Source organism: Streptomyces sp. 17_S59 (assembly GCF_056930295.1).
In genome coordinates, this window is the sequence record NZ_JBXOWD010000001.1 from 2,558,517 (window position 1) to 2,581,852 (window position 23,336).

The 23,336-nt window shown below is 69.1% G+C and carries 30 protein-coding genes and 1 tRNA gene; 13 read left to right on the forward strand and 18 right to left on the reverse strand.

What is annotated here, in order from left to right; genetic code table 11:
• Positions 1-140 precede the first annotated feature (140 nt).
• Positions 141-212 (forward strand) — tRNA-Cys (locus tag AC1Z4A_RS11260).
• Positions 213-294: 82 nt separating this feature from the next.
• Here AC1Z4A_RS11260 and AC1Z4A_RS11265 read toward each other — a convergent pair.
• The 14 genes from AC1Z4A_RS11265 to AC1Z4A_RS11330 all read right to left on the reverse strand — a co-directional run bounded on the left by AC1Z4A_RS11265 (position 295) and on the right by AC1Z4A_RS11330 (position 12,119).
• Positions 295-1,575: a tyrosine-type recombinase/integrase gene (locus AC1Z4A_RS11265; RefSeq protein ID WP_483677847.1), complete on the reverse strand. Its 1,281-nt coding sequence runs from the start codon at positions 1,573-1,575 to the stop codon at positions 295-297.
• 86 nt (positions 1,576-1,661) lie between these two features.
• A complete protein-coding gene (locus AC1Z4A_RS11270) occupies positions 1,662-1,877 on the reverse strand; it encodes a helix-turn-helix domain-containing protein (protein ID WP_483677848.1) in 216 nt (71 codons plus the stop codon).
• 439 nt (positions 1,878-2,316) lie between these two features.
• Positions 2,317-3,792, reverse strand: coding sequence for an ATP-binding protein (locus tag AC1Z4A_RS11275; protein ID WP_483677851.1), 1,476 nt, complete (start codon positions 3,790-3,792; stop codon positions 2,317-2,319).
• Entirely contained in the window at positions 3,785-4,681 is an 897-nt protein-coding gene (locus AC1Z4A_RS11280; protein ID WP_483677853.1) for a bifunctional DNA primase/polymerase, read from the reverse strand. Before AC1Z4A_RS11280 ends, AC1Z4A_RS11275 begins: the two co-directional genes overlap by 8 nt.
• 91 nt (positions 4,682-4,772) lie before the next feature.
• Positions 4,773-5,261, reverse strand: coding sequence for a hypothetical protein (locus AC1Z4A_RS11285; RefSeq protein WP_483677855.1), 489 nt, complete (start codon positions 5,259-5,261; stop codon positions 4,773-4,775).
• A 16-nt stretch (positions 5,262-5,277) separates the two neighbouring features.
• Complete coding sequence (locus AC1Z4A_RS11290; protein ID WP_483677857.1) at positions 5,278-5,568, reverse strand: hypothetical protein; 291 nt, start codon at positions 5,566-5,568, stop codon at positions 5,278-5,280.
• 16 nt (positions 5,569-5,584) lie between these two features.
• On the reverse strand, positions 5,585-6,052 hold the full coding sequence (locus AC1Z4A_RS11295) for a hypothetical protein (protein WP_483677859.1): 468 nt from the start codon (positions 6,050-6,052) through the stop codon (positions 5,585-5,587).
• 14 nt (positions 6,053-6,066) lie between these two features.
• Positions 6,067-6,261 carry a hypothetical protein gene (locus AC1Z4A_RS11300; protein ID WP_483677861.1) on the reverse strand — a complete coding sequence of 65 codons (195 nt, stop codon included), beginning with the start codon at positions 6,259-6,261 and terminating at the stop codon, positions 6,067-6,069.
• A 17-nt stretch (positions 6,262-6,278) separates the two neighbouring features.
• The gene (locus AC1Z4A_RS11305; RefSeq protein WP_483677862.1) at positions 6,279-6,530 is read right to left on the reverse strand and encodes a hypothetical protein; all 252 of its coding nucleotides are present in this window, start codon (positions 6,528-6,530) and stop codon (positions 6,279-6,281) included.
• Positions 6,531-6,670: 140 nt separating this feature from the next.
• A complete protein-coding gene (locus AC1Z4A_RS11310) occupies positions 6,671-8,893 on the reverse strand; it encodes a cell division protein FtsK (protein WP_483677863.1) in 2,223 nt (740 codons plus the stop codon).
• Positions 8,894-9,089: 196 nt separating this feature from the next.
• A complete protein-coding gene (locus tag AC1Z4A_RS11315) occupies positions 9,090-10,226 on the reverse strand; it encodes a conjugal transfer protein (RefSeq protein WP_483677864.1) in 1,137 nt (378 codons plus the stop codon).
• The gene (locus tag AC1Z4A_RS11320) at positions 10,226-10,891 is read right to left on the reverse strand and encodes a GGDEF domain-containing protein (RefSeq protein WP_483677865.1); all 666 of its coding nucleotides are present in this window, start codon (positions 10,889-10,891) and stop codon (positions 10,226-10,228) included. The genes AC1Z4A_RS11315 and AC1Z4A_RS11320 overlap by 1 nt, the downstream gene beginning before the upstream one ends.
• Positions 10,888-11,178, reverse strand: coding sequence for a hypothetical protein (locus tag AC1Z4A_RS11325; RefSeq protein ID WP_483683565.1), 291 nt, complete (start codon positions 11,176-11,178; stop codon positions 10,888-10,890). Before AC1Z4A_RS11325 ends, AC1Z4A_RS11320 begins: the two co-directional genes overlap by 4 nt.
• A gap of 128 nt (positions 11,179-11,306) precedes the next feature.
• Positions 11,307-12,119 carry a DUF4097 family beta strand repeat-containing protein gene (locus AC1Z4A_RS11330; RefSeq protein ID WP_483677866.1) on the reverse strand — a complete coding sequence of 271 codons (813 nt, stop codon included), beginning with the start codon at positions 12,117-12,119 and terminating at the stop codon, positions 11,307-11,309.
• A 499-nt stretch (positions 12,120-12,618) separates the two neighbouring features.
• Here AC1Z4A_RS11330 and AC1Z4A_RS11335 point away from each other — a divergent pair, with 499 nt between their 5' ends.
• The 3 genes from AC1Z4A_RS11335 (at position 12,619) to AC1Z4A_RS11345 (ending at position 14,709) form a co-directional block, all read left to right on the forward strand.
• Positions 12,619-13,407 (forward strand): GntR family transcriptional regulator, encoded by a 789-nt coding sequence (locus tag AC1Z4A_RS11335; RefSeq protein WP_483677867.1) that lies wholly within the window; start codon positions 12,619-12,621, stop codon positions 13,405-13,407.
• A 2-nt stretch (positions 13,408-13,409) separates the two neighbouring features.
• Positions 13,410-14,174, forward strand: coding sequence for a glycosyltransferase family 2 protein (locus AC1Z4A_RS11340; RefSeq protein WP_483677868.1), 765 nt, complete (start codon positions 13,410-13,412; stop codon positions 14,172-14,174).
• A gap of 106 nt (positions 14,175-14,280) precedes the next feature.
• Positions 14,281-14,709, forward strand: a complete 429-nt coding sequence (locus AC1Z4A_RS11345; protein WP_483677869.1) for a hypothetical protein — start codon at positions 14,281-14,283, stop codon at positions 14,707-14,709.
• A 225-nt stretch (positions 14,710-14,934) separates the two neighbouring features.
• Here the strand turns inward: AC1Z4A_RS11345 and AC1Z4A_RS11350 are convergent, their stop codons facing one another.
• The gene (locus AC1Z4A_RS11350; protein WP_483677870.1) at positions 14,935-15,636 is read right to left on the reverse strand and encodes a rhomboid family intramembrane serine protease; all 702 of its coding nucleotides are present in this window, start codon (positions 15,634-15,636) and stop codon (positions 14,935-14,937) included.
• A 411-nt stretch (positions 15,637-16,047) separates the two neighbouring features.
• Here AC1Z4A_RS11350 and AC1Z4A_RS11355 point away from each other — a divergent pair, with 411 nt between their 5' ends.
• Genes AC1Z4A_RS11355 through AC1Z4A_RS11365 form a run of 3 tightly spaced genes read left to right on the forward strand, consistent with a single transcriptional unit; the run spans position 16,048 to position 17,826 of the window.
• Positions 16,048-16,785, forward strand: a complete 738-nt coding sequence (locus AC1Z4A_RS11355; protein WP_483677871.1) for a hypothetical protein — start codon at positions 16,048-16,050, stop codon at positions 16,783-16,785.
• Between the two features lie 22 nt (positions 16,786-16,807).
• A complete protein-coding gene (locus AC1Z4A_RS11360; RefSeq protein ID WP_483677872.1) occupies positions 16,808-17,494 on the forward strand; it encodes a class I SAM-dependent DNA methyltransferase in 687 nt (228 codons plus the stop codon).
• Positions 17,494-17,826: a hypothetical protein gene (locus tag AC1Z4A_RS11365; RefSeq protein WP_483677873.1), complete on the forward strand. Its 333-nt coding sequence runs from the start codon at positions 17,494-17,496 to the stop codon at positions 17,824-17,826. Before AC1Z4A_RS11360 ends, AC1Z4A_RS11365 begins: the two co-directional genes overlap by 1 nt.
• A 10-nt stretch (positions 17,827-17,836) precedes the next feature.
• Here AC1Z4A_RS11365 and AC1Z4A_RS11370 read toward each other — a convergent pair whose 3' ends face one another.
• A complete protein-coding gene (locus tag AC1Z4A_RS11370; protein ID WP_483677874.1) occupies positions 17,837-18,868 on the reverse strand; it encodes a saccharopine dehydrogenase family protein in 1,032 nt (343 codons plus the stop codon).
• A 124-nt stretch (positions 18,869-18,992) separates the two neighbouring features.
• Between AC1Z4A_RS11370 and AC1Z4A_RS11375 the strand changes: the two genes are divergently transcribed.
• The 3 genes from AC1Z4A_RS11375 to infA all read left to right on the forward strand — a co-directional run bounded on the left by AC1Z4A_RS11375 (position 18,993) and on the right by infA (position 21,232).
• Entirely contained in the window at positions 18,993-19,976 is a 984-nt protein-coding gene (locus AC1Z4A_RS11375; protein WP_483677875.1) for a helix-turn-helix domain-containing protein, read from the forward strand.
• Positions 19,977-20,219: 243 nt separating this feature from the next.
• Positions 20,220-21,011, forward strand: coding sequence for a GNAT family N-acetyltransferase (locus tag AC1Z4A_RS11380; RefSeq protein WP_483677877.1), 792 nt, complete (start codon positions 20,220-20,222; stop codon positions 21,009-21,011).
• Positions 21,008-21,232 (forward strand): translation initiation factor IF-1, encoded by a 225-nt coding sequence (gene infA / locus AC1Z4A_RS11385; protein ID WP_483675814.1) that lies wholly within the window; start codon positions 21,008-21,010, stop codon positions 21,230-21,232. The genes AC1Z4A_RS11380 and infA overlap by 4 nt, the downstream gene beginning before the upstream one ends.
• 162 nt (positions 21,233-21,394) lie before the next feature.
• On the opposite strand, the gene AC1Z4A_RS11390 is transcribed toward infA, so the two are convergent.
• Together AC1Z4A_RS11390 and AC1Z4A_RS11395 are read right to left on the reverse strand one after the other, a co-directional pair.
• Positions 21,395-21,703: an NIPSNAP family protein gene (locus tag AC1Z4A_RS11390; protein WP_483677879.1), complete on the reverse strand. Its 309-nt coding sequence runs from the start codon at positions 21,701-21,703 to the stop codon at positions 21,395-21,397.
• Between the two features lie 42 nt (positions 21,704-21,745).
• Positions 21,746-21,919 (reverse strand): hypothetical protein, encoded by a 174-nt coding sequence (locus AC1Z4A_RS11395; protein WP_483677881.1) that lies wholly within the window; start codon positions 21,917-21,919, stop codon positions 21,746-21,748.
• Between AC1Z4A_RS11395 and AC1Z4A_RS11400 the strand changes: the two genes are divergently transcribed.
• From AC1Z4A_RS11400 to AC1Z4A_RS11410, 3 genes are all read left to right on the forward strand, one after another.
• Positions 21,919-22,434 (forward strand): hypothetical protein, encoded by a 516-nt coding sequence (locus AC1Z4A_RS11400; RefSeq protein ID WP_483677882.1) that lies wholly within the window; start codon positions 21,919-21,921, stop codon positions 22,432-22,434. The genes AC1Z4A_RS11395 and AC1Z4A_RS11400 overlap by 1 nt on opposite strands.
• 140 nt (positions 22,435-22,574) lie before the next feature.
• On the forward strand, positions 22,575-22,922 hold the full coding sequence (locus tag AC1Z4A_RS11405; RefSeq protein ID WP_483677884.1) for a hypothetical protein: 348 nt from the start codon (positions 22,575-22,577) through the stop codon (positions 22,920-22,922).
• A gap of 13 nt (positions 22,923-22,935) precedes the next feature.
• Positions 22,936-23,256, forward strand: coding sequence for a hypothetical protein (locus AC1Z4A_RS11410; RefSeq protein WP_483677885.1), 321 nt, complete (start codon positions 22,936-22,938; stop codon positions 23,254-23,256).
• Positions 23,257-23,336 lie beyond the last annotated feature (80 nt).

Genomic DNA, 23,336 nt, shown 5'->3' on the forward strand with positions numbered 1-23,336 from the left:
CCCATACGGCACGGCCGACTCGCCGAGCATGAACCGGATATGTCGGCTCTGTGACAGGGGCGGAGTCCCCATTGAGGGCGCGGCGAGGGGCCCGTATGGTCGTCCGTACGAGTCGCGCGGAGAGACGAGACGAGCGACACGGCCGTGTGCCCGAGTGGTTGAGGGGCTCGCCTGCAAAGCGAGTTACGTGGGTTCGATTCCCGCCACGGCCTCTACTGCCTTGACCAGGCAAAACGAAAGGGCGGCGCCCCGTCGGGGGTGCCGCCCTTTCGATCGTCCGTCTCAGTGCCCGTCTCAGTTGGCAGGTACGAGGGCGCCAGCCGCACCGTCGTCATCGTCCGGCCGGTCCGTCTCGGTCTTCCAGATCAGACCGTCGACCTGCCTCGCGACGTCGGCCCGCACGGCATCCACCATGTGCTGATACCGAGCCGCCATGGCGGTGGTTGACCATCCCATGAGGCCCATGACGGCCCGCTCGGGGACACCGAGGATGAGCAGCACCGTAGCGGCAGTATGACGCGCGTCGTGCAGACGCGCGTCCCGGACCTTCGCCTCTGTCAGAAGAGCCTTCCACTCAGTCCAGTCCCGGCGGTGGGAGGGGCTACGGCCGTGCTCGTCCGGGAACACCAGGCCGTTTTCCACCCAGTGCTTCCCGGCCGCCTCCCGCTCGGCTACCTGAGCCTTGAGGTGGGCCCGTAGTAGGTCAACGAGCTGTTCCGGGAGACCGACCGCTCGGCGGCCGGCACGCGACTTGGTGGTGGAGATCTCCGGGTTGGTACGTCGCCTCTGCGGGCAGTACCCGGCGGCCTTGTGTCCGCAGGGCTCCGCGCACCCGTGGGCGTACTGCGGACGGTGGCGACTGCGGCGGACTACGAGGAAGCCACCGTCGAGGTCCACGTCTTCCCACTTCAGGGCCAGCACTTCCCCTTGGCGCAGTCCCAGGGCCAGGGCAACGGCCCAGCGCGCCGAGTTGCGATGCTGGTCAGCAGCCTTCAACAACCGCTGCACCTCTTGGACGCTGAAGGGCTCCACCTCGTACTCCCCCGTCTTCGGAGCCTTGGCCAACTGGACGGGGTTCTTGCCGAGATGGCCGCGCCGTACGGCCTCGTTGAGGGCGGTGCGGAAGGTGCGGTGCACCTGGTGGGCGGTCGCGGGCTTGCTGCCGTTGGCCTGCATCTTCGCGTAGAAAGCCTCGATATGCTCAGGCTTGAGCTTGTCGAGACGGTGAGCGCCCAAGCCGGGGATGAGGTGCTTCCGCACGGCGACGCCGTACCCGACCATCGTGTTGTCGTTGACGGCAAGGGGAGCGACGTTCTCGACCCAGTGCGTCAGCCACGCCTTTACCGTCCACGGCTTGCCCGGCTTGCGCACGGTCTTGGCGTCTCGCTGCCGCTCCAGCTCCCTTACGGCGGCAGTGACTTCCGCTCGAGTCTTGCGTTCCACGTGGCGGCGGTCGGGCGAGCCGTCGTCACGGATGCCGACGGTGACGCGGCCGTGCCACTTGCCGTCCTTGCCGAAGTAGATGGAGCTTCGGCCGTTGGGCTGTCGGGTGCGCTTCTTCTTTTCCTCTGCCACAGGCAGACTCCATGTTTCTTGTGTGTCGGGATGGAGACCGGGGCGGCGGGCTGTCCTGTCCGGGAGTGCCGCCGCCCCGGGCATCGTCAAGCGGCTCGTTTGGCCGCGCGGCGGCGGGCAAGGTACGCGGCCGGCGCGTCGGCAGGGACACGGCGGAGACTGCCGATGTCGATGGACTCCAGCTCTCCGGAGCGGATGAGCCCGTAACACGTGGTCCGGCCGATGCGGAGCCGGCGGGCGGCCTCTTCGACGGTGAGTAGGACGAGGGTGGAATCAACAGCGGCGATGTCGGCCGTGTCCATGTAGAGATCCCCTTCGATCAGGGCGAGCTGTCCGAGGTGCGGGATTCTGCGTCACCGCGTCATCTGCGTCATTCGTGTTCCCTGACCTGCGGTTTTGAGTGACGCAGAGGTTTTGGGGTGCGTCACCTGGTGACGCTGGCTTTCGTCACCGGGTGACGCGGATGACGTGGGGTGACGCAGCCGCGGCCGTCCTGCGTCACCGCTGTAGCGGCAGGTCAGGGGCCGGTTTCTACCCTTGGGTGACGCGGGTGACGCAGCGTCTCTTCTCTTAGGAAAAGAGAAGGTGGGTGTCTGTTGCTGTGTCTCAAGGGCGTGAAGAAGGAGCCGCTTCGCGGCGCGACCATCGGGCGGCGGCGTGCCGCCGAACAACAAGAAGAGCACCCCGCGCGGTGCGAGGTGGTGCTCTTCTTGCTTGTCCTGGCGGGGTGTGGGTCGCCGGTCAGAGCATCGGCTCTTGCTGATGTGGCGGCGGGGTCGGGCGTCGGGTCATCTCGATGTAGCGGCCTTCTTTGGTGCGGCCCCAGTCGATCAGGACGCCCCGGGCGGCGAGGGTCGGCTGAAGGCGCTTGAGGCGGTCGGAGAGGACTTTGCCCGTGGTGGGCCAGCCCTTGGGCAGGGGACGGCAGTCGTCCCCTGTGTACAGGCCGGTGAGGCAGTGCAGCCACTCGGAGGAAGTCATCCGCGTCTCTACGCCCGCCGTTAGGTCGGCGGCGTGTTTGAGCACGGTCTGCGCGAGGAGGTCGCCCTCGATGACGTCGTCGTTGAGGTCGTCCAGGCTGGCCCGGTAGGCGTTGAGCGCTCCGAGGCCAGCCGCCGCGTCGAGCTGCGCGCACAGGTGGGCGAAGTCGGCCATGCGCAGATCGGTGGGGATGTCGGCCTCGGCGGCCCGGACCTTGACGGTGAGGTCGAGGAGAGAGCCGAGGACGACTGGCAGCGCCTCTTCGAACTCCGCCCACAGCTCGGCCTCGGTCCGCCGGACACCGGGGCGCTCCAGACGGAGCGGGAGGAGGCGTTCGGCGAGGTCGGGGCGAATGACGCCCACGTCGATGCCGGTCAACAGCAGGGGACGGCGGTAGCGGGCGCGGACCACGTCGCCGTCGGTGTAGAGGGCGCGTTTGATGGTCTCGGCCCCGGTGACGATGCAGCACATGAGGTCGGACAGGTCCGGAGCCAGGTGGGACAGGTTGTCCAGCGCGGTGACCCAACCGGCGGCCACGGCCGCGATCAGGTTCTCCTCGTCCTTCGGGGCGCGACGCAGGTCGCCGCTCATGCCCTCGATGATCCGCACGAGCATCCGGCCCCCGGTGGACTTGCCCGCGCCCTGAGGGCCGGTGAGGAACGGAGCGGGGACAGGCACGGACGGCCCGAGGCAGCCGATGAGCCAGGCGATGGCCAGGCACTCGGTCTCCGCGGTGGCGAAGTTGCACAGCCTCAGCAGCAGGTCGATGCCTTTGCCGTCGGTGTCCTTGGCAGGCAGGGGAAGTTCCCCGGTGAGCTGGGTGCGCCGCCAGCACACCTCCTGCGGGTCGGGGGTGAGGACGTCCCAGCCGGTGGGGTGGATACGGACGGACTGCCCGTCGCTGCGCCCCAGGTCGAGCCACGTCGCACCGTCGAATCCGGGTGCGACGCGGAGGTGAACGGGCTGTACCTCCTGGCTCATCGCCAGTGCTTCGATCAAGTCCAGCGCCTCCTTGAGAGCGGTTCCGTTGAACACGCCGTGTTCGTCGTTGAAGAGGCCGACCATGAGTTCCTGCCGGTGGCTCCCCGAGGTGCCCTGCGAGCGGATCGGACGCGCCACGGGGTGGCCGTTCTTCTGCGCGAACACGGTCCCGTCGGCAGTGCGAAAGTACCGAAAATGCTGCTGCGCGTAATCGACGATGACCTCGCGGGCCGGAGTCTTCTCGTCGTCAGACATCGCTAAGACCCAACCTGGTAAGGGCGTTGGCCCACGCTTCGGTGCAGTGCCGGAAGGATTCCCCCTTGGCCTGCGCGGCGGCAAACAGCCGCGCGACGTGGGTGTCGGTCAGGCAGCCGCACCGGCCATGGGCGGCCAGCACGGCGAGGAAAGTCCGGTAGACGGTCGCGTGAACCGCGCTACGGGCCTCGGTGATGCGCTGCTCGGCCATGGCGATGCCACGGTCCAGATAGACGGGCGTGCGATGGCGGCAGTCCCCGCCCCCGGCGAGCGCGGGCACGGTGACGACAGGCCGTGCAGGCCGGACCGTGGAGGGCTTCTTCACGGCCAGCGCGCGCACGGAGCCGGGCAGATCGGCCATAGTGCCGGTTCCGGGACCTAGCCACCGGGCGTAGGACATGAGCGACTTGATGTCGACGCCGGACCGCACAGCGTTCGCGGACTGCATCGCACCCCGGTAGATCCAGTGCTCGCCCCGCGTGGTCAGTACCGTGCGGGTGGCGGGCAGGGCCTCACAGGCCCATGCCACGGCTGCTGCGTCGTCTAGGTCGACCACCGTCAGCCCCGCCCCACCAGGGTGGTAAGCGACGGCCGCCGCCGCACGCCACGCGGACGCCCATGCCGGCAAGGTGAGGACGCGAGGGTCGGTGGTGGCTGCGGCCCAGGCGTGGCAGACGCTGGCGCACTGGCAGGGACCGGCACTCTTCATGTTCGGCCGTCCGCCACAGACGTTCTTGGCGCATGCGCGGCAGTTGCCGAACGGCACCTTGCCCTCGCGCAGGGGTAGCACGGGCACGCCGGCCGCCGCGAGGTCCAACGCGGTGCGCAGGAGGTTCCCGTCGGGGTGATTCCCGTCGACGGGGCACCGGGCCTTGCAGTCAGGTGTCATCCTGTAGGTCTCCTGTTCTGCTTCGTCGGGATTGGGAGACCGGGGGCGGCGGGCTGTCCTTGTCCGGGAGTGCCGCCGCCCCCGGGCGCATCTACTGCTGCTCGGCCCAGCGGGCGTATTCCTGGCGGACGTAGCCGCGCGGGTCCTTCTCAGCCCTGTCCGCGAGGTGCTGGTCGATGTGGTGGCGGTCGGTGTCGAGCAGGAACAGAGCCGCAGCGTGTGCGACCTCGGTGACGTCGCCGAAGGGCGGGGTGGGTTCCTGTATCAGCGCGATGCGGTCCAGCAGGGCGGCTTTGCGCAGGTAGTAGTCCCGCTCCAGTTCGGTGAAGCGCTCGGCGGTGGCCGCGGTGCGCGCCGTCCAGCCGATCTCGCTGATGGTGCTCGGGGCGAGCGCGTACGCCGTTTCCGGGGTGGGCCAGGGTTCCGGGGCGGGGCGGTGGTCGGCGGTGACGTACAGACGGGTGCGCTCGCCGTCGCGGGTCGGGTACTGGCGCACGGTGCCGGTGGTGAATGCGGTGCTGAGCGTGGCGATGACGCGGTCGGTGTCGGCCGGGTCGCAGATGATGCGGATCTCGAACACGGGTTTTCCTCTCGGGTCAGAAAGGGGGCTCGTCGCTGTAGCCACTGGTGGCCTTGGGGGCGCGCTCAATGCCGCGTCGGCGCAGCCACCGGGGCAGGCGCGGGAGGGGCAGCAGGACCATGCGCCACGGCGTCCAGCAGGGGCACGGCTCCCACTCGGTCCCGTCGTATTCGCCGGTCTCGGGGTGGCCGTAGTCGTGGGAGGTGCCGCCCATGCCGTCGCAGTTACGGCAGTCGGGGCGGGGCGTGTCGGTCAGGACCAGCGCGCGGCGGGGCAGTTCGGCGCGCTCGATACGCAGTCGGAACACGTGGGACGATCTCCTGTCAGCCGTGGAAGTGGTTGCGCTTGAAGATGGCCTTGCGGATGTTGACCGTGGCCCCGCCGCCGCTGGAGCTGTGGCCGAAGAGCTGGACGGCGACCCAGCCGCCGAAGATGACGGCGGCGAGGATGACGAGCTGGTGGATGAGCGCGGCAAGAGCGGCGATGAACGCGGCCAGCAGCACGAGGCCGCCACAGACGGCGCTGAATCCGATGCCTCCGAGGGCGATGTTCACCGCCGTGCGGGAGACCGCCGGCTTGGCGGCGACGGGGTCGGGCTTGGCGGGCTCGATGGCGTAGCCGGTGACGATGCGGCCGTCAGGCAGGACGATGCTCGTCACGGCCGGGACGTCGCCCAGCTGAACGGGCACAAGCGGCGCGGTGTGCATGGGCGTGAGCGGGGTGGAGTGGTGGACTGCCACAGGCGCCGTGTCGTGGCCGACCGGGCGGCGGTAGGCGGTGGGTTCGTTCACGTCCTGGTCTCCCTCTAGTGGCCGATTCCGGCGAGAGCGCCGGATATGGCGGTGACGAGCTGGTTGACGGTGCTGCTGACGCCGGTACCGGCGAGGTAGAAGCCGAAGAGCGCGGCGGCGACGGCCGCGCCGGCACCGAGCGCCCGGAAGCGCAGCAGCAGCACGAGCACGACGGCGAGCAGCAGCACGAGCGGGATGGTGATGACCATGGAGCCTCCCGAGGGGATCAGCGGGTGCCGTCGCGGTAGGTGCGAGCGGCACGGTTGGAGATCCGGCGGCCGACGCGTATGCGTTTGCCGGTGGCGTGGCAGCGGCGGCAGTCCTTGCCGCGCTTGGGCTTGCCCTTGCGGTTGGTGTTGAGCTGGAAGCCGAGGCCGCCGCACTTGCGGCAGTCGCCGAACGGGCTCACCCGGCACACGATGATGTAACCGAGCGTGATCAGCAGAAGGAAGGCGGCAGCGAGGGCGGGAAGGCTCATCAGGGCCTCTCGGACGGGATTTGGAGGGTTTCCGCAGGTGGGCCGCTAGGTGCTAGCTGCCTGATCAGGGGCCGTTTGGGTCGCTAGCGGGGTTGCTACCGGTAGCGGCGGCGGGCGCTACCGGTAGCAAGCTGTGAGACCTATCCCGCGTCCCTCTTCTTGTTGCGCTCCGTAATCGCAGCGGCGATGTCGTCACGCTTGATGCCGCGCTTGTTGACCTGCCCGCCGTCGATCCGGCGGCTGATCTGCCCCGTGCTGATGCCAAACGGCTTGAGCGCGTTGGAGAGCGCTTCGGCCTTGGGCTTGGGCTCCAGCTCCGCCCACGGTCCATAGACCTCGGGGCGCAGGTCGGCGAGGCGGTCGACGATGGTTTCGGACCACACCTTGGCCTCGCCCTTGCCGAGCACGGCCGCGACGTCGTCCAGGATCGTCGCGGACGTCTCCGGCGCGGGTGCCTCACCGGCCGCGTCGCCGGACAAGGTGCCTTCGGCCTCACGCAGTGCGGCGGCGCGGGTGAGGATGCGTTCGGCGTCGCGGCCGTCGGCGAGGTAGGTGCGGACGATGCCGGCGTCGTCCGACATGCCCTTGAGGATGCCCACGCCCTTGTGCGACTTCAGCAGCTTGGACGCGTCCAGCCCCTCGCTGTAGGACCCGGCACCGAGGATGACATCGGAGACGTGCAGTGACCCGACCCGCAGGGCGAACCGGGACTGGTGCTGGTCACGCAGCTCCGACGGGCACGCCTTGTCGTCCGGCTTCTGCGTCGCCGTCAAGACGCTGACGCCAACAGCCGGGGCAACCCGGGCGAGGTAGACCAGCAGGGACAGGATTTCCTTGCCGTGCTCGGGGTGCTGCAAGTACTCCTGCACCTCATCCACGACGAACAAGGTCAGGGGCATGTTCAGCTTCTTGTCCCAGCTGATCTCCGGGGTGAGCTTGCCCTCCGGGCAGACGTGCAGCGGCAGTTCCGAAAGCCGGTGGTACCGGTCTTCGACGTCCGCCTTCAGCTCCCGCAGAGCGGTCAGCAGGTGAAGGACCGGGTCGAACCCGTTCTTCGGGACGATGCCGAACGCGATGCGGTGGGCGACTTTGGTGAACGCTCGCCAGTCCGGAGATGCCTTGCCGTCGAAGATGAACAGCCTGACGTACGGGTCCAGCGCGGCGGCAAGTGCGATGGTGCGTGCGGAGAACGTCTTGCCCTGCCGGGGGACGGCACCGACCAGCAGGGACAGCCACAGCATGGTGGCCATGACCGGGTTGCCGCGCTCGTCCACACCCCACGGGAACGGCTTCCAGAAGTCCACCCGCGTCGCCCCCAGCAGCGGCGTCTTGCCGGAGGGGACGGCGAGCGGGTCACGGTCGGCGATCCACATCGACACCCGCCGCGCGCTGGTCTCGTCCTTGTCCAGGAACAGCTGGGTCGGGGCGATGTCGATGCCGGACGCGAGGCGTTCGTGCGCTTTGACCGCGTCGGCGAACGTCTTGCCGTACGGCAGGTCGACGACGACGCGCCAGCCGTCGCCGTCCCGGCCGATCGGCCTCGGGAAGGCAATGCCCTGGTCTTTCACGGTCAGATTCGCCGCCTCGAAGGCGCGGGTGATGATGTCGGAGGACAGCCGTCGCTTGCGGAAGGTCACCTTGACCTTGTCGATCAGCGGGCGGTCTGCCGGCGCCCCGGCCGTCCCGAGCGTCGTCGTGAGGGCGGCGATGCACAGCAACAGCAGCCACGACGGGGCCATGACGTACAGGGTGAGGGCGGCGGCGAGGCCGATGAATCCGGCGAGCGCGGTGACGATGCCCCGCAGCCGGACGCGGTCGTTGCGCTGCCGGGACAGCCTCAGGTACTCGGCCGCGTCCTCGGCCGCCACGGCCGCCAGGCGCAGGGACTTGCCCTCCGCGTCGAACACCCACCGGCCGATCGCGGCCGACCAGCGCCACGCACCGCGCGGCGAGTACACAAGGATCTTCGGGGTGTAGACGCACGGCAGGCGAACGGCGTGGTACCCGATGACCGTGGAGTAGTGGCGGACGGCCCACTTGCGCACGGCCTTGCGCTGGTCCGGGAGCTTCACCCAGTCCGGCAGCACGGGCAGGCGAGCCTTGTCCTTGGCCTCGATCCATTCCGCCACCGAGGGCGGGTAGACCTCGCGCGGCGGGTCGACCGGCGCGCCCTCGGTCAGGCCGTCGCCCTCAGGGTCGTCGGTGTCGGGGAGTTCGGCCTGCCACTCGCCCGGCTTGACCTCGTCCTCGCCGGGCGCGGCGGGATCGGCGGCCTTCTTCAGCGGGAACGGCAGGACCTCGGCCGTCCGCTCGTCGTCACCCTCCGGCTCTTCCGGGGGCGGGAGCACGGTGGTTTCCGTCACGATGTATCCGCTCCTTCGCGGGAGTCGAAGGGTCCAGCCGCATGCTGTGGAAGGTGGGTGGCCGGACCTTGGGTCCTGGTGGTTCAGGCAGCGCGCTGTTCTTCGGGATAGGTGCCGGTCACGCACGCCCCGAGCGAGACGGGGACGCCGTAGCGCGTGCCGGCCGGGTCGTAGCAATCGCCGAGCGGCCCGGACATCAGGCGGCCACCTCTTCGGGCCCATGGGTAGTGGTGCGCTTGGCGCGCTCGGCCTTGAGCGCATCGCGCAACGCGCGGGCCTTGGGCGGAGCGGTACGGACTGTCTTGCGGATCCGTTCGGCGGTCAGTTCCTCGTCCGGCCAGTCGGCCGTGGCCGCGCGGGCCTCGGCGAGGAGGTCTTGCGCCGTGCGGTTCGGTCGGGGCGATCGGGCCGCTGCCGGTACCCGACCGGTCGGCCGACGGCGCCGCTGTCCGACGGGGGCAGGCGGATCGATCGGCAGCGCAAGAGCCGAGAGCACCCGCTCACGGGCGGACGCTTCCGGATCGGCCGACTCGGCGTCGACCGGCGACGGGTCGACGGAGGTCGATTCCTGCAGCTCAGAGGGCGACTGATTTGCTATGTCCTGCTGCGGTTGATCCTGGTTTGCGATCGGGGCAGGAGCCTCCGGGATCGCTGTCTCAGTCGGGTCGACTGGTGCTATCTCGCGAGCGGTTGGGGCGGCGGCGAACATGGCTGCCAGCGCTGCGTCCGCGCCCGTAGTGACCCGCTCACGCTGGACGTCCAGCAGCCGTTCCCCAAGCGAGTGGTCGCCCATACCGACCTTGCGAGCCAGCTTCCATGACTTGCGCTCCGACTTCCCCCGCGCCTCCTGGTCGGGGTGGTTGGCTGCGACGGCTCGGTGGTAGGCCAGCGAGCGGACCACAGCGGCGGCACGGGCTTCGGCTTCCGCATCGCGGCCGTCGGTGTGGACGACGATGCGTCGAGCCAGGAACGCCATGCCCTCGGCAGACACGCACATGCCCATGGGAGTCACTGCGTAGATGACCGTCCGGCCGGGGTCGCTCGCCGCCATGGCAGCCATGGCGGATGCGGCAGCGGGCAGGGCCCACAGCCCGATGCGGACGACCCGGGGCGAGGACTGGCCCAGCATGGTCAGCCCCAGTAGCACGAGCGCCAGAACGGCGGTCGCGCCCTCGCCCGCGGCGACCGCACCCAGCGCAGTTCCCTGGCCGTAGGCGCGGCTGATGTTGCTGAACGTCCCGATACCCCCGGCCACGCCGGTAGCCAGCATCGGCACGAACGCGGCGGCGAGAACCGTGATCTGCGCTTTCGTCAGCGACGTGCGCTCAGCCATCACGCCACCTCCCTGATGGTGGCGCCCGGCCGGCCGAAGCGGCGGCCACGGACAGTGGGCAGCGCGGGGCCGCGCTCGTGCATCGCGGCGATGCTGACACCCCCGCCCTCCCGTTTGATGCGGTACATGTGCTCATCGGCCAGCCGCAGCAGAGCAGACAGGCCAACACCCTGCCGCCAGTAGCGAGCCACCCCGACCGACACATGCACATCGATGTGGTGCCGACCGAACGCCACGGGCTGCTCAAGGCGGCTGACCAGGTCCAGCACGCTCACGGACAGGTTCTCGATGACCGTGGAGGCGGTGCCGCACACGTCGGTGACGGCGGCGAACTCGTCCCCGCCCAGCCGACCGGCCACCCCGTGATGCTCGTCAACCCAGGCGGCGAGGCGGAGGCCGGTCTCGCGGATCACGGCGTCCCCCGCCGCGTGCCCATAGGTGTCGTTGATCTGCTTGAACCAGTTCAGGTCCAGCACCAGCACGGCGCGCTGCTGGCCCTGAGACAGGCTCTTGCGGGCGCGCTCCTCGAACGCATCCCGTGCCCACAGGCCGGTCAGCGGGTCGTGGCGTACGGCCGTGATCCGGCGCGTCAGCTGAAGGGCGTGCACCGACCAGCCGGCCGCTAACGGAAGCCCAGCAGCGGCAGCGAACAACAGCTCGCTCATGCCGCTTCCCCCGTTCCGGACCGGTGGCCGCGGACGGCGCGAAGGAACGGCACGGTCCGCGTGAGCGCGTCGGCGTACAAGGCGTCCCAACCGGCGATCTCGTCGCCGTCCTCGGCCTGCTCGCGCAGGTCGGCGAGGATGTCGCGGGCCGCGTCCTGCCGAGCGCGCCGCTCCTCGCGGGTCTCCGGCTGCAGCGGGCCGCGGAACAGGTCGATGTCGATGCCGAGCGCCAGTTCCGCGAACTCCTGGTCGCCGTACGCCTCCTGGTCGGCGACGAAAGTGCGCATGGGCATGGTTGATCTCTCCTCTTCTGCAAGCGTCGGGAAGGCGCGGGGCGGTCGGCTGTCCTTGTCCGGGGAGTGCGACCGCCCCGCGAGGGGGATCAGGCGGTGGTGATGACGAGCGGGGGGCGGCGCTACGCGATCTGGACGTAGCCGCTGGTCACCCGGCGGCGGACGTTCAAGTGCGCCGCGCCCGTGATGCGCGCGCAGCCGGAGGTAGCGCTCACCGCGAGGCGGCCGGTGGCCCGCGAGGTCGCGGCCATCCGGACGTTGCCCGAGGTGAGGTTCAGCCGAGCGTCGTGGCCGCTGTACGCGCCGACGCCGAAGTTGCCCGAGGTGAGATCGACGTCCAGCGAACCGGTCACGTCGCCGACGATGACGCTGCCACTGGTGATCGTGGCGTCCAGCTCAACGACGCGTTCGGCGGTCAGAGAGCCAGACGTACCGTCGTACTCCAGCCGTGCCAGCTCACCCGTGACGACCGTGTCGGCGGTGTGCGTGCTGATCAGCGCCATGGACCCGGCGGGCAGGTGAACGACGGCACTGATCGGCGTCACCGTGTCCCCGCTCGTGCCACCCGTGGTGACCTCGCGGCCGTTGATGAAGACCTTGCCGCCGCCGTGGCCGTTGATGTGGACGTTGCCGCCCACGATCTGCACGCCGCTGCCGCCGGAGAACGTCATGACGTTGCCGCCGACACGGATGGTGGTGCTGCCGCCCATGCCGCCGGCCACGTCCGGGACACGGACCTTGAGGTTCTGCCCCTGGAGACTGACAGCGGCGTCGCGGATCGTGTCGACGGACGGGCCGGAGGTGGCTTCCGTCTTCAGCACCACATGCGCTTGCTTCAGCGACGGGTCGACGACGATGCGGATGCTGCCGGCGTTCATCGCCAGGTCGAGGGCGATCGGGCCGAAGGTGTCCACGGGAATCGTGCGCTCGGTCATGGAAGAACTCCTTGACTGCGTCGGGATAGAGAGGCCGGACACGGCGGCTGTCCTTGTCCGGGAGTGCCGTGTACCGAGGAGTGCGAACCAGTCGGCCGTATCGGCCCTGGCTCCCCTCGACCCCGCCCGTACGAGACGGACGGAGGAGGCAACCGGCCGCAGTAGCGAAGTGCTGCGGAGGGTCGAACGCGTGCTGTGTGTCTCCTTCCGGAAGCGAGCTTCCGGTTCCAGGCGTATGGAGACGTGACCTTTCGGTCTAAAGCCATCCGGTTGCAAAGGGTTGCCGGTACCCATGGCCCCAGCTCCCGAGGGGCCCCTTGGGCCCTACCGCGGGCCCCGTGCGCCGTGCAGAGTGAGGACATAGGAGGTCTTACAGAGGTCCTGTCCTCAACTCCTCATTAGGAGTTGAGGAGACCATGGCATGCATGGCGAGGAGTCGTCAACACCTCTTGAGGACTCTTATGCTGTGACTGCCTGTCGATCAGGGATGGAGTTCCGCATGCCCAAGGCGTACGAGAAGATCGCCGACGACCTTCGTCGACGAATCACCGCAGGTGAGCTACAGCCCGGGGAGCGGCTTCCCGCTGAGACGGCGCTCGCCGATCAGTACAAGTACAGCCTGCCGACGGTGAGACAGGCGCTCGGCGCCTTGCAGGCGGAGGGCCTTGTCGAGAAGCATCACGGACGCGGGAACTTCGTCCGCAAGCCCCGCAAACTCGTGCAGCGCACCAATGAACGGCACCAATGGGAGAAAGACCGCGCACGAGCCCCCGAAGGCGAGCGCCGGACGACTGGTGCCACGGAGCACGACACAGGCCTTTCCGTCGGGGATCTGGCGTTCTCGGCGGAGTACCGAGGGATCGACGCCGACGAAGGCATGGCGGCTGTATTCGGCGTGCCGGTCGGGACGCGTCTGCTGGAGCGCATCTTCCGGACGCGTTACCAGCAGGAGGACTACCCGTTCAACCTGGCGCACTCGTTCTTGGTGTGGGACGTCGTGGCGAAGAATCCGAAACTCCTCGACGCGTCCGAAGAGCCGTGGCCGGGTGGGACCCAGTCGCAGCTCTACACCATCGGCATTGAGCTGGACCGCATCGTTGAGCACGTCACAGCTCGTCCGCCGACCGCCGAGGAGGCGGAAGCGCTGGGGCTCACGGCGGGCGTAGCGGTCATGGTTCTTCGTAAGGTGTCGATCGACACCAACGGGCGAGTAGTGGAGGTCTCCGACGTGGTACTGCCTGGCGATAGGACCGAGATGGTCTTCACGACCCCCCTGGCTCGGTGGTGAACATGGGCCTCATCACTGTCATCACCGCGGTCCACGCTCCTGCCGCGCACCACCTCCCCGAGGCGTACAAGTCGCTCGTGGAGCAGGAGCTGCCGGACGGGTGGGAATGGGAGTGGGTCATCCAGGAGGACGGTGAGACGGACGACGTCATGCCCTACCTGCCTGATGACTCGCGCATCAGCTTCGGCCAGGGGCGCCCCGGACGGGCGGGGGTCGCTCGCACCATGGCACTGGCTCGCGCCCGCGGCAACTTCATCCGAGTTCTGGACGCGGACGACCAGCTGACCCCCGGAGCCCTGCTCCGCGATCTCAAGGTGCTGACTGAGCACGCTGATATCGGCTGGGCCACGTCGAGGGTTCTTGACCTACTCCCCGACGGCTCCACGGTCGGTTTCGATCAGGATCCGCCGGCCGGGGCCATTGAGCGCGGTGCCGTCCTGGCCCACTGGAAGTCCCACGACTACCGCGCCCAGGTCCACCCCGCGACGCTGTTCGTCCGGCGCGACTTGCTCACGGCGCTCGGCGGCTGGATGGCCCTGCCTGCCTCGGAGGACACTGGGCTACTCCTGGCACTCAACGCTGTGGCGAAGGGGTGGTTCTCTGCCGAGACCGGCCTGCTCTACCGCAAGTGGCCGGGCCAGGTCACAGGTCAGGCGGCGCATGTCAACGAGGATGAGCGAACTGCCCGCATGGCTGTGGTGGAGGCCAGGGCGCGGGCGTTGACCCAGCTCGGCTGGAGCTGGCCGACGGCGGCCACAGCTAGCTGACGCTGCGCCAGGTTCGCGGTACTCTCACCTCCCATCCCCGCAGTTGGGAGGCACCGCCATGGCGAGTGAGTACATGCCGTCATCGCCCTCAGGGACGCCGAGGTTCGTGGCTGCCTTCTACCGGCCCAAAGTCGGGTGGAAGGTAGCCCTGGAATCGCCAACGAGGCATCGTGCCGCGGACACGGTTGTCGCCGAAATGGTGCAGACCTTGCAGGCCCGCGGCGAAAGGGCAATCGCCCAGCTGTGGGGTCCGACCGAGGACGGCCACGACTGGCAGCGCCTCGAAGCCATCGATGCCCCGCCATGGCCGCCCGACTGGAAGGGTGGCGAGTCGGCAGAGCCGGTAGGGCCTTCTCTCAGCGCTCGTGAAGAGCGACTGAGGGGACGAAAGCGCGACCTTCTGACGTCTGCCCTTGCCGCAGCGGGAATCGCGCTGTACAAGGTCGACTCGTCGGCCCTGGAACGCCTAGTGGAAGCGGCAGACGAGGACACGGTGCGGGAACTGGTGAGCTGGCTGACCTCCGCCAACCGATGAAGGCAGTGGCCAGGGTCACCCCAGATGGCCTCCGTCTCAGTTTCCGTCTCGTTCATCCCCGTACGCGGCCGTCCGGCGCCGTTCACCCGGGCCCAATGGGCACAGCCGCCGTACGGGGATGAACATTGGCGAACGGACACGGATCAGGGTCTGACCCGTGCGGACAAACCTGCAAAGCGAGTTACGTGGGTTCGATTCCCGCCACGGCCTCCATTGCCGGTCTCCCTACAGCACGCCGAGGTCGCCCAGCTCCTTGTACAGGTCGGCGCGCGGATGGCCGGCGCCGGCCCGGTCCACTTCCTTCCTCGTCCCCTTGGTCGTGCCGCCCCGCCGGTCGCGGAAGACCCAGGCCCCGACCACGCCGCCGATCAGACCGCCGAGGTGCCCCAGCCAGCTGATCCCGGGCGTGCCGGGCACGACCCCGGCGAAGGTGTAGGCGAAGGACGCCGCCATGACGACACCGACCAGGCTGTCGATCAGATGCCGGTCGAAGAATCCGCGGACGACCACGTACCCGAAATACCCGAAGACGAGACCGCTGGCCCCGACCGTCCCCACGTTCCCGCGCTCGAAGAGCCAGATCGTGAGCCCGCTGACCACGGCGACCAGCAGCGTCAGCCCGAGGAACCGGGCCACTCCGCGGTACGCGGCGAGGAATCCGAAGACGAAGAGCGGCCCCGAATTGGCCTCGATGTGCTGCCAGCTCCAGTGGAGAAGGGGCGAGGCGAAGATGTCGGGGAGCGTGCCGACGTCGCCGGACATCAGCGCGTACTGGCGGGAGAGGGAGTAGTCGTAACCCCAGTTGACGAGCTGCACCACCCATACGACGGCCAGGAACCCGAACATCACGAAGAACGCGTCGCGCGCCTCGGCGATCATCTCTTCCGCGCCGGCCGCGCCGGTCGGCTTCCTGCTCAATCCACTCATCCCATTTCTGCCCATTGTCCGGGGCTTCCCCATTGCGGGCCTACCCTACGTAGTGAGCGGGCACCCGGTGTTGCGGGAGCGCGCGGGGGCGCGGCGGCTGACTGGGTATGGGTACTCAGCCGGGTTTGAGCACGCGAGCGCTGCCGGGGGACCGGGCGCACGAGGTGGGATCACCTCATGGAAACGAACGGGCCCGCCGAATCCACCACCACCTCTGTGAGCCGCCGAGGAATCGTGTGGCGCTGGGCCGTATGTCTGGCTGTCCTCGGAGCGATCGGGTGGGCATGCTCCATCGTTTACAGCTGTTTCGAGGTACGGTCGGCGGCCGACTATCGCAAGCGTGACATCGACACGCGGGAGGCGGGCAGACGAGCCCTGAAGGATCTGCGACCGGGGGCTGGCAGGACCGACTTGGTGTACGAGGAGGGCAGCGCCTCGTGCGTGGACGACCTCGGCTTGGACGGGAACGGCGTGCGCAGAGGGCAGCCCACTTATACGTGGGAACTCTCCTACCCCAGCAGGGACGACTACCTGGCGGATCTCGAAAAACTGCGGGCGCTCTGGAAGAACCGGGGCTGGAAAGTGCACGACATACCGCCCCCGGAGATCGCGGAGGGCAAGCCTGACCCACACCTGCCCGGCATCACGACGAAGGACAACCACGGCGTCACCATCATGCTCCGCGGCGCCTGGCTCAGCGGCGAGCCGGAGATCAGGACGGACGGCGGTTGCATCCGCTACGACAAGAACGACACGGTCACGGCCCGCAAGCGGACGGGCGCGGCCGACGGGAGGGGGCGCCCGGCACGCGAGGGGACGATCACCTACGCGGATGGAGTCCGGGTGGCAATAGGCCCCGTTCGGAAGACAGATGACAAGGCCTATCTGATCCCCGTGACGGTGACGAACGGGAGCGGCGCCCCCGTGGAGCTGACGAGCTACGAGATCGGCGGCCGCGCGTTGGCGCAGCAGGGCGTCAAGGAGGTGAGCGGGCTGGACTCGAGCACGCCCGTCAGAATCGGGGAAGGCGGCACGGAACACCTGGAGTTCACGTACACGACCGAGGGGGACGAACCCCCGCACCTGGACTTCCAGTTCGCCCCCGGCGGCTTCCACGCCCCGTACACCTGGCGGCTGGCCGTGCCGTAGCCGGGCAGTAGGGTGCCCGACCGTGACCGAACCGGATTTCCTCAGCACCGCCCGAACGTTCTACGACGCCATCGCCACCGAATACACCGACCGCTACCGCGACGAGCTGGCGGCGAATCCGCTGGCCCGGGCGATGCTCGCCGCCTTCGCGGAACTCGTACGGGCTGGCGACGGCAACGCCCAGGTGGCCGACCTGGGCTGCGGCCCGGGCCGCTTGACGGGGCACCTGCACGGCCTGGGGCTGTCCGTGTTCGGTGTCGACCTCTCACCGCGGATGGTGGCCCTGGCCCGGCAGGAGCACCCGGACCTGCGCTTCGAAGAGGGCTCGATGCTGGCCCTGGACCTGCCGGACGGCGCCCTCGCGGGCATCGTGGCCTGGTACTCGATCATCCATACACCGGAGGCCCGGCTGTCGGAGATCTTCGCGGAGTTCCACCGGGTTCTGGCGCCGGGCGGCCACGCACTGCTCGCCTTCCAGGTCGGCGACGAGCCGCTGCGCGTGTCCCAGCCGTTCGGCTACGAGGTCACGCTCGACTTCCGCCGCCGGCAGCCGGACCGGATCGTGCGGCTGCTGGAGGAGTCGGGGCTGGCCTTGCACTCCCGCCTCGTGTGCGAGCCCGAAGAGGGAAAGACGGCGGTGCCGCAGGCCTACTTGCTGGCACGCAAGCCGGACACCTCCCTGAACGAGCGTCATGAGCGGACGGCCTGATGACCGCCGCCCTCGAACCGACCCGTCCGTTGATCGACGCTGAACTCCAGGTGGATCACATCAGGACCGTCACCGAAACCGAGGCAACCGTCGTAGTCCGCTGCATCCGCGGACCGGTCCGCCTCGGCGCCCGCTTCCACAGGGTCCATGACACCGCAGCATCCATCGACCTGGAACTGACACGGATCCTCTGCTACGGGACGCCGATCAAGGCACTCGACCCGGTCGTCTCGGCGCTGGTCACGCTCCGCGGCACGGGCATCAGCCACCTCAGACCGGGCAGCCGCAGCTCCGGCTGGCAGACGATCCAGGGCAGCAACCCGGCTGCATGAACCCGGCCTGCTACTGCCCCAGCACAAAGGAGACGTGCGGCGACAGCGCGCGGAGGAAGTCGGGCGCGTCGAAAATCTCGCCGGCCGAGGCCACACCGGCCGTCCTGGTCCGTCCGGTGAGGATGCGGTCGACCGCCTCCACCGCGAGCGGTGCGGTGACGGCGTAGATGTCCTGGCCCTTCGCCACAGCGCGCCGTTCGCTGCCGCCGGAGCGGACGACGACATCGACGAGGAAGGTCTGCGCGGACCGCCCGCTCTCGTCGACCGCGACCGGCGTCGGCGTGTCCGGCGCCGACACGTCCCTGGCCGCCTCGACCGTCATATAGGTGCGCACTTCGGGGATGGACAGGTGGCTGGGAACGGTGACGACGTCGGCCATCGTGAACTCCCCGATGACGGCCCGGGGGCCCATCGGCTCGGGGAAGGTCCACTCCAGGGTCGGCGGGTTGTCCTGGCGGTGCTCCAGCCGCCCGTTCGTGTACACGAGGCGCCGTCCGCCCCGCTGCTGCCGGGAGACCGCGCCAGCGGTACGCGTCCCGGCGGTGGGGTGCCAACTGTTCAGCCCGTACGCGATGTGTGCCTCGTCGGCGGCCGTCCAGTCGCCCATTGCGGCGGTGGTCAGCAGGTCGCCGAGGCCGCCGTAGAAGGCCATCGCGGGGACGATCGCCACTCCTGCGGCGCGGGCGCGGTCCGCGAAGTGCGCGAACGTATCGGCGTTGGCCTCGATCTCGGCCGCCACGTCCACATACGGGATCCCGGCGCGCAGTGCCGCCTCGATCAGGGGAGCGGCCGTCGTGGCGAAGGGCCCGGCGCAGTTGATCACGGCCGCCGTACCGGCCAATGCGCGGTCGAGCGAGGCGGGATCATCGACCGACGCCGGGCGGACGTCCAGTCCGGATCCTGACTCCGCCAGCGCCTTCAGCTTGCCGGCGTCGCGCCCGGAGAGAACCGGGACGAACCCGCGCTCCCGCAGCTGTGCCACCACGAAGCGCCCGGTGTGCCCGTACGCGCCGAACACCGCCACCGTGAGTCCCGATCCCATGAGTTCTCCCCCGTACTGAAACGATCCATTGCGATTGATCTGTCGCGACCTGCCACGGACATCCTGCCGAGGGCGGGTGTCCCACACGAGTGTCCGGAACGCCATGACCCGTACAATTCCGGACGTGGACACTGTCGCGCTGGCCGTCACCGACGGGATGCTGCACTTCGAACTGTCCGTGGCATACGAGGTCTTCGGCGCCGCCCCGGTCGGCGTGGCCGACCCCTGGTACAGCGTCGTCGTCTGCGGTCCGGGCGCCGTGCGGGCCGGCCGGTTCCGGCTGGAGCCCGACCACGGCCTCGGCCACCTCCCGCGCGCCGACACCGTGATCGTCCCGGGCTGGGCCGACGTCGACGAGCCCCCGCCCGCCGACCTGGTCGACGCGGTGCGCGCGGCCCACGAGGCGGGCGCACGTGTGATCTCCCTCTGCACGGGCGCGTTCGTGCTGGCCGCCGCCGGCCTGCTGGACGGGCGGCGCGCGACCACGCACTGGGCGCACACCCGAGCCCTGGCCGCCCGCTACCCCGAAGTGCAGGTGGACCCGGACGTCCTCTACGTGGACAACGGCAGCGTGCTCACCTCTGCCGGCAAAGCCGCCGCCATGGACCTGTGCCTGCACGTCGTCCGCCTCGACCGCGGCTCGTCGATCGCCAACGCGGTCGCCCGCCGCCTGGTCGTGCCGCCGCACCGGGACGGCGGTCAGGCCCAGTTCGTCACCACCCCGGTGCCCGCCCCGGACAACCACCCGCTCGCCGAGCTGTTCCCCTGGGTGATCGAACGGCTGGACCATCCGCTGACCGTGGAGGACCTGGCCCGCCGGGCGCGGATGAGTTCGCGGAACCTGGGCCGCCACTTCAGGTCGGTGACCGGCACGACCCCGCTGCAATGGCTGCTGACTCAGCGGATCCGCCACGCCCAGGAGTTGCTGGAGACCACCGACGACACGGTCGAGGCCATCGCGACGGCCACCGGCATGGGCACCGCCACGACGCTGCGCCGCCACTTCAACCGCACGGTCGGCGTGCCTCCGGACACGTACCGTCGGACTTTCCGCTCACGGACCGGCCCGGGCCCGAACGACAGCCAAGAACGCCACGAACGTGCTTGAGCTGAGGTGTGCTTGCACAGCTGACGACGGGCGGCCCGGGAGCCGTACGCCTCTACAGAAAAGAATTTGAGCGCGGCGGCGCCCGTTGCTACTGTCGTGGTGGATCGTGAAGTCGTCGTATGGAGGTGAGCCCCGTGAACACAGTTACCCGTGGGTGCTCCCTCAACCCGTCACGGTCCGGCGGCTGACGTTCGGTGTCGCCGGGAGCGCCTGAGATCGAGGCACTCCTGGAGGGAGACTCCGATGAACACGAAGCCTTTCATATCCGGCCTGGGCGAGAACGCGGTGATGATCACGCGTGTGGCGGACAGGCAGTGGCATGCACTGGATGGCGACCTGGTGGTCGGCCGCGGGCATGCGGAGCAGCGGCCCGACGGACGCTTGTTCGTCAGCATCGACGCCTGGCACGACGCCGTCTTCGACCGGCTCGCCGAGGCGATGCTGGCGGAACTGCCGGCGCCGCTGTACACGGTGGTCGACGAAGCCGACGTCGAGCTGACGGCCGGCTGGCGGCGGGCCGGTTTCACGATCCGGCGCCGCGAGTGGGAGTACGCCGTGCCGACCGACCCGCGGGTCACAGGGCTCGACGAAGTCCTGCCGCCTGCGGGCGTGACGATCGTGCCCGCCGGCCAGGCGGACGAGAGTCTGCTGCGGGCGGTGGACCGCGCGATCCGTGACCAAGTCGGGGCGACCGCCGGGTGGCAGTCGATGCCCGCGGAGGTGATCGCCCTCCCCGAAGGCGACACCATCGCCGACCCGACGAAATACGCCGTGGCCGCGGCACCGGACCGCTACCTGGGTCTGATCCGGGTGGTGACGGTGAACCGCCCGCGCATCGGGCTGGTCGCGGTCCGGGCCGGCGAGCAGCGCCGCGGTATCGCGCGGGCACTGCTGGCCCACGCGCTGGGGACGCTGCACCGCTCCGGGTTCACCGCGGCCTGGACCGAAGTCCAAGAGTCCAGCCAAGCAGCCTCGGCACTGTTCGAGGGCATCGGCGCCCGGCCGATGAGCAGCAACCTGGAGCTGGTGCGATGACGAAGCACAAGAACGTCATCGAAGCCGAGGGCAAGGTCGTCGAGTGCCTGCGCAGCGCCATGTTCACCGTGGAGCTCGGCAACGGCCACCAGGTGCTCGCGCACATCAGCGGGAAGATCCGCAAGAACTACATCAAGATCATGCTGGAAGACCGGGTGCTGGTGGAGCTCCCGCCGTACGACCTGACGCGCGGCCGGATCGTGTTCCGGTACCGGAACTAGCGGCGGTCGGCACCTTCCGCGGTAACTGATCCTGGGGCCCCGGTCACGGCGTTTCCGTGACCGGGGCCCCGATGACGGCTCACACGGCCGCGGCGGCCACCGCTCCAGCCGCCGCCGGCAGGTCCGGCCCGAGCCGAAGCAGGGGCCTCACCCCGACGAACGTCACACCTGACCGAGCGGTCGCAGGAAGCGGCGTTCGTACCGCCGAATGCACCGAGTCCGCCGGGCCAGTTCGTACGCCTCTTGGCACTCGGGGTCCTGTGCGCTGTCCAAACGGTACTGCTCGTACGCGGCAAGGCTGTGGAACGAGAAGAGCGCGTACGCGATGTCGCTGTCGCCCTCGCTGGGCAGGTAGTAGCCGTGGTGCGTGCCCCCGAACCGATCGACGAGGGCGACCCAGCGGCGGCCGTACTCCTCGAAGTCCTCGATACGGTCGGGGTCGATCTCATACGTCAGATGAACAGTGATCATGTGACACATGGTGCCCGAGTGGCGGCCGGGGCGTCCGCCGCTCTACTGGCTCTGGCGCACCTTGACGCCTCCGACCAGGGAATACGAGCGGACCTTGACGACCGCCCCGCTCGGCTCCCCTGCCGCGTCCACGCTGCGGTCGCCGATCAGGGAGAAGCCTCGGACCTCGACCGCCGTGCCGGGCGGGACCGTAAGGTCATGCGTAGGCTGCTCCAATGGGCCTTCTCGACAGACTGACCGGCACCAAGTACCCCAGCAGCGGCGCCGCACCGCGCCCCGCCATGGAGGTCCGGGCAGCGCTGCTCGCGCTCAGCGGGCCGGACGTGCCGTACCGCGTGCGCACCGCTCTCCCCTCGGAGAAGGCCGACCTGGTGGCGGAGTGGCGGATCACGGATCCCGCCATGCGCACCCTCTTCTCCCATACCCGGCTGGACCGGACCATCAAGACCCGGATGCGCCTGGTCCCGCAGAACCACGAGGTGCGGGCTCTCGACGAGCAGTGGGAGGTGACCTGGCTCGGGGACACGCCCAGGCTGGCCACGTCGCGTGCGTATGGCCGCGGGAACATCACCACGGTTTCCCGGGAATGGACGTACGAGCGGGGGCCCGATGGCCGCCGGCACAAGGTCGAGACGTTCCGCTTCGACTCGCGGGAGATGAAGAATCCCTTGCGGAATACGGTTCTTGAGGCGGGATGGACGTGGCGTGGAGTGGTGTTCGGCAAACTGTGACCGGCCTGGGGGTGCGGAGCCGGACGAGGGATGCCGCGGCCGTAGGCGTACTTTCCGTCACGGAAGCAGCATTGATACTCAGCCCTGACTGAGTACGACGACTCTGTCTCAGCGGCCGTCCCCAGCGGTGCAATTGCCCTATGGCGACAAGAGCATCAGGCCCCGAGACGCGCCCGGCACCCGGCAACGATGCGGCCCGGACCTCGCTGGCCCTGGGCCTCCTGGCAGCCCTGACGGCTGTCAGCGGGGTGTTCACCCCGATCTCCCCCATCCTGGGCATGGCTGCCGTGGTCTATGGACTGATCGGGCGGGCGAGGGCGGAAGGAGGCATGGCTCTCGCGGGAGTCCTGCTGGGCGTGATCACCACGCTCGTATCGGTGGCTGTGACCGCCTCCATCATCACTGCCATGAGCAACTTGCAGAAGGGGGTCGGCTCGGGCGCTTCGGGAGGTCGCCCCGCCCCGGTATTGCATGGCAGCGGGTACTGAGAGGGGCCGACTCATGACCACAAGACCATCCCGTACACCCGGCGATACGGCCGCAACGGTGTGCCGCCGTGTCATCATCCGTCGCTGGACGATCTGCTGCGCAACGGCGGCCGTCGCCTGGGCCACGGTCACGGCCGTGGGCGTCCCGCTGGCACTCCTGATGGGAATCGCCGCTGTGTTCTGCGCCTGGATCGCCCTCGCTGCTACGCAGCGTGTGAAGGGGGCACAGGATGTCCCGTCTCTGATCGTTCTTGCACTGCTCGCCGCATTGACGATCGGCCCCATCGCGTTCTTGGTCTGGCTCTGGGCAGGTCTGGCCAACGCGTACGAATGAGGCATTGTGATGGCGAAAACCGGCCGCAGGCTGCCCGATGCCACGGCGTGTCCTGCAGGTTTTCTCCATCAGAATGCCGG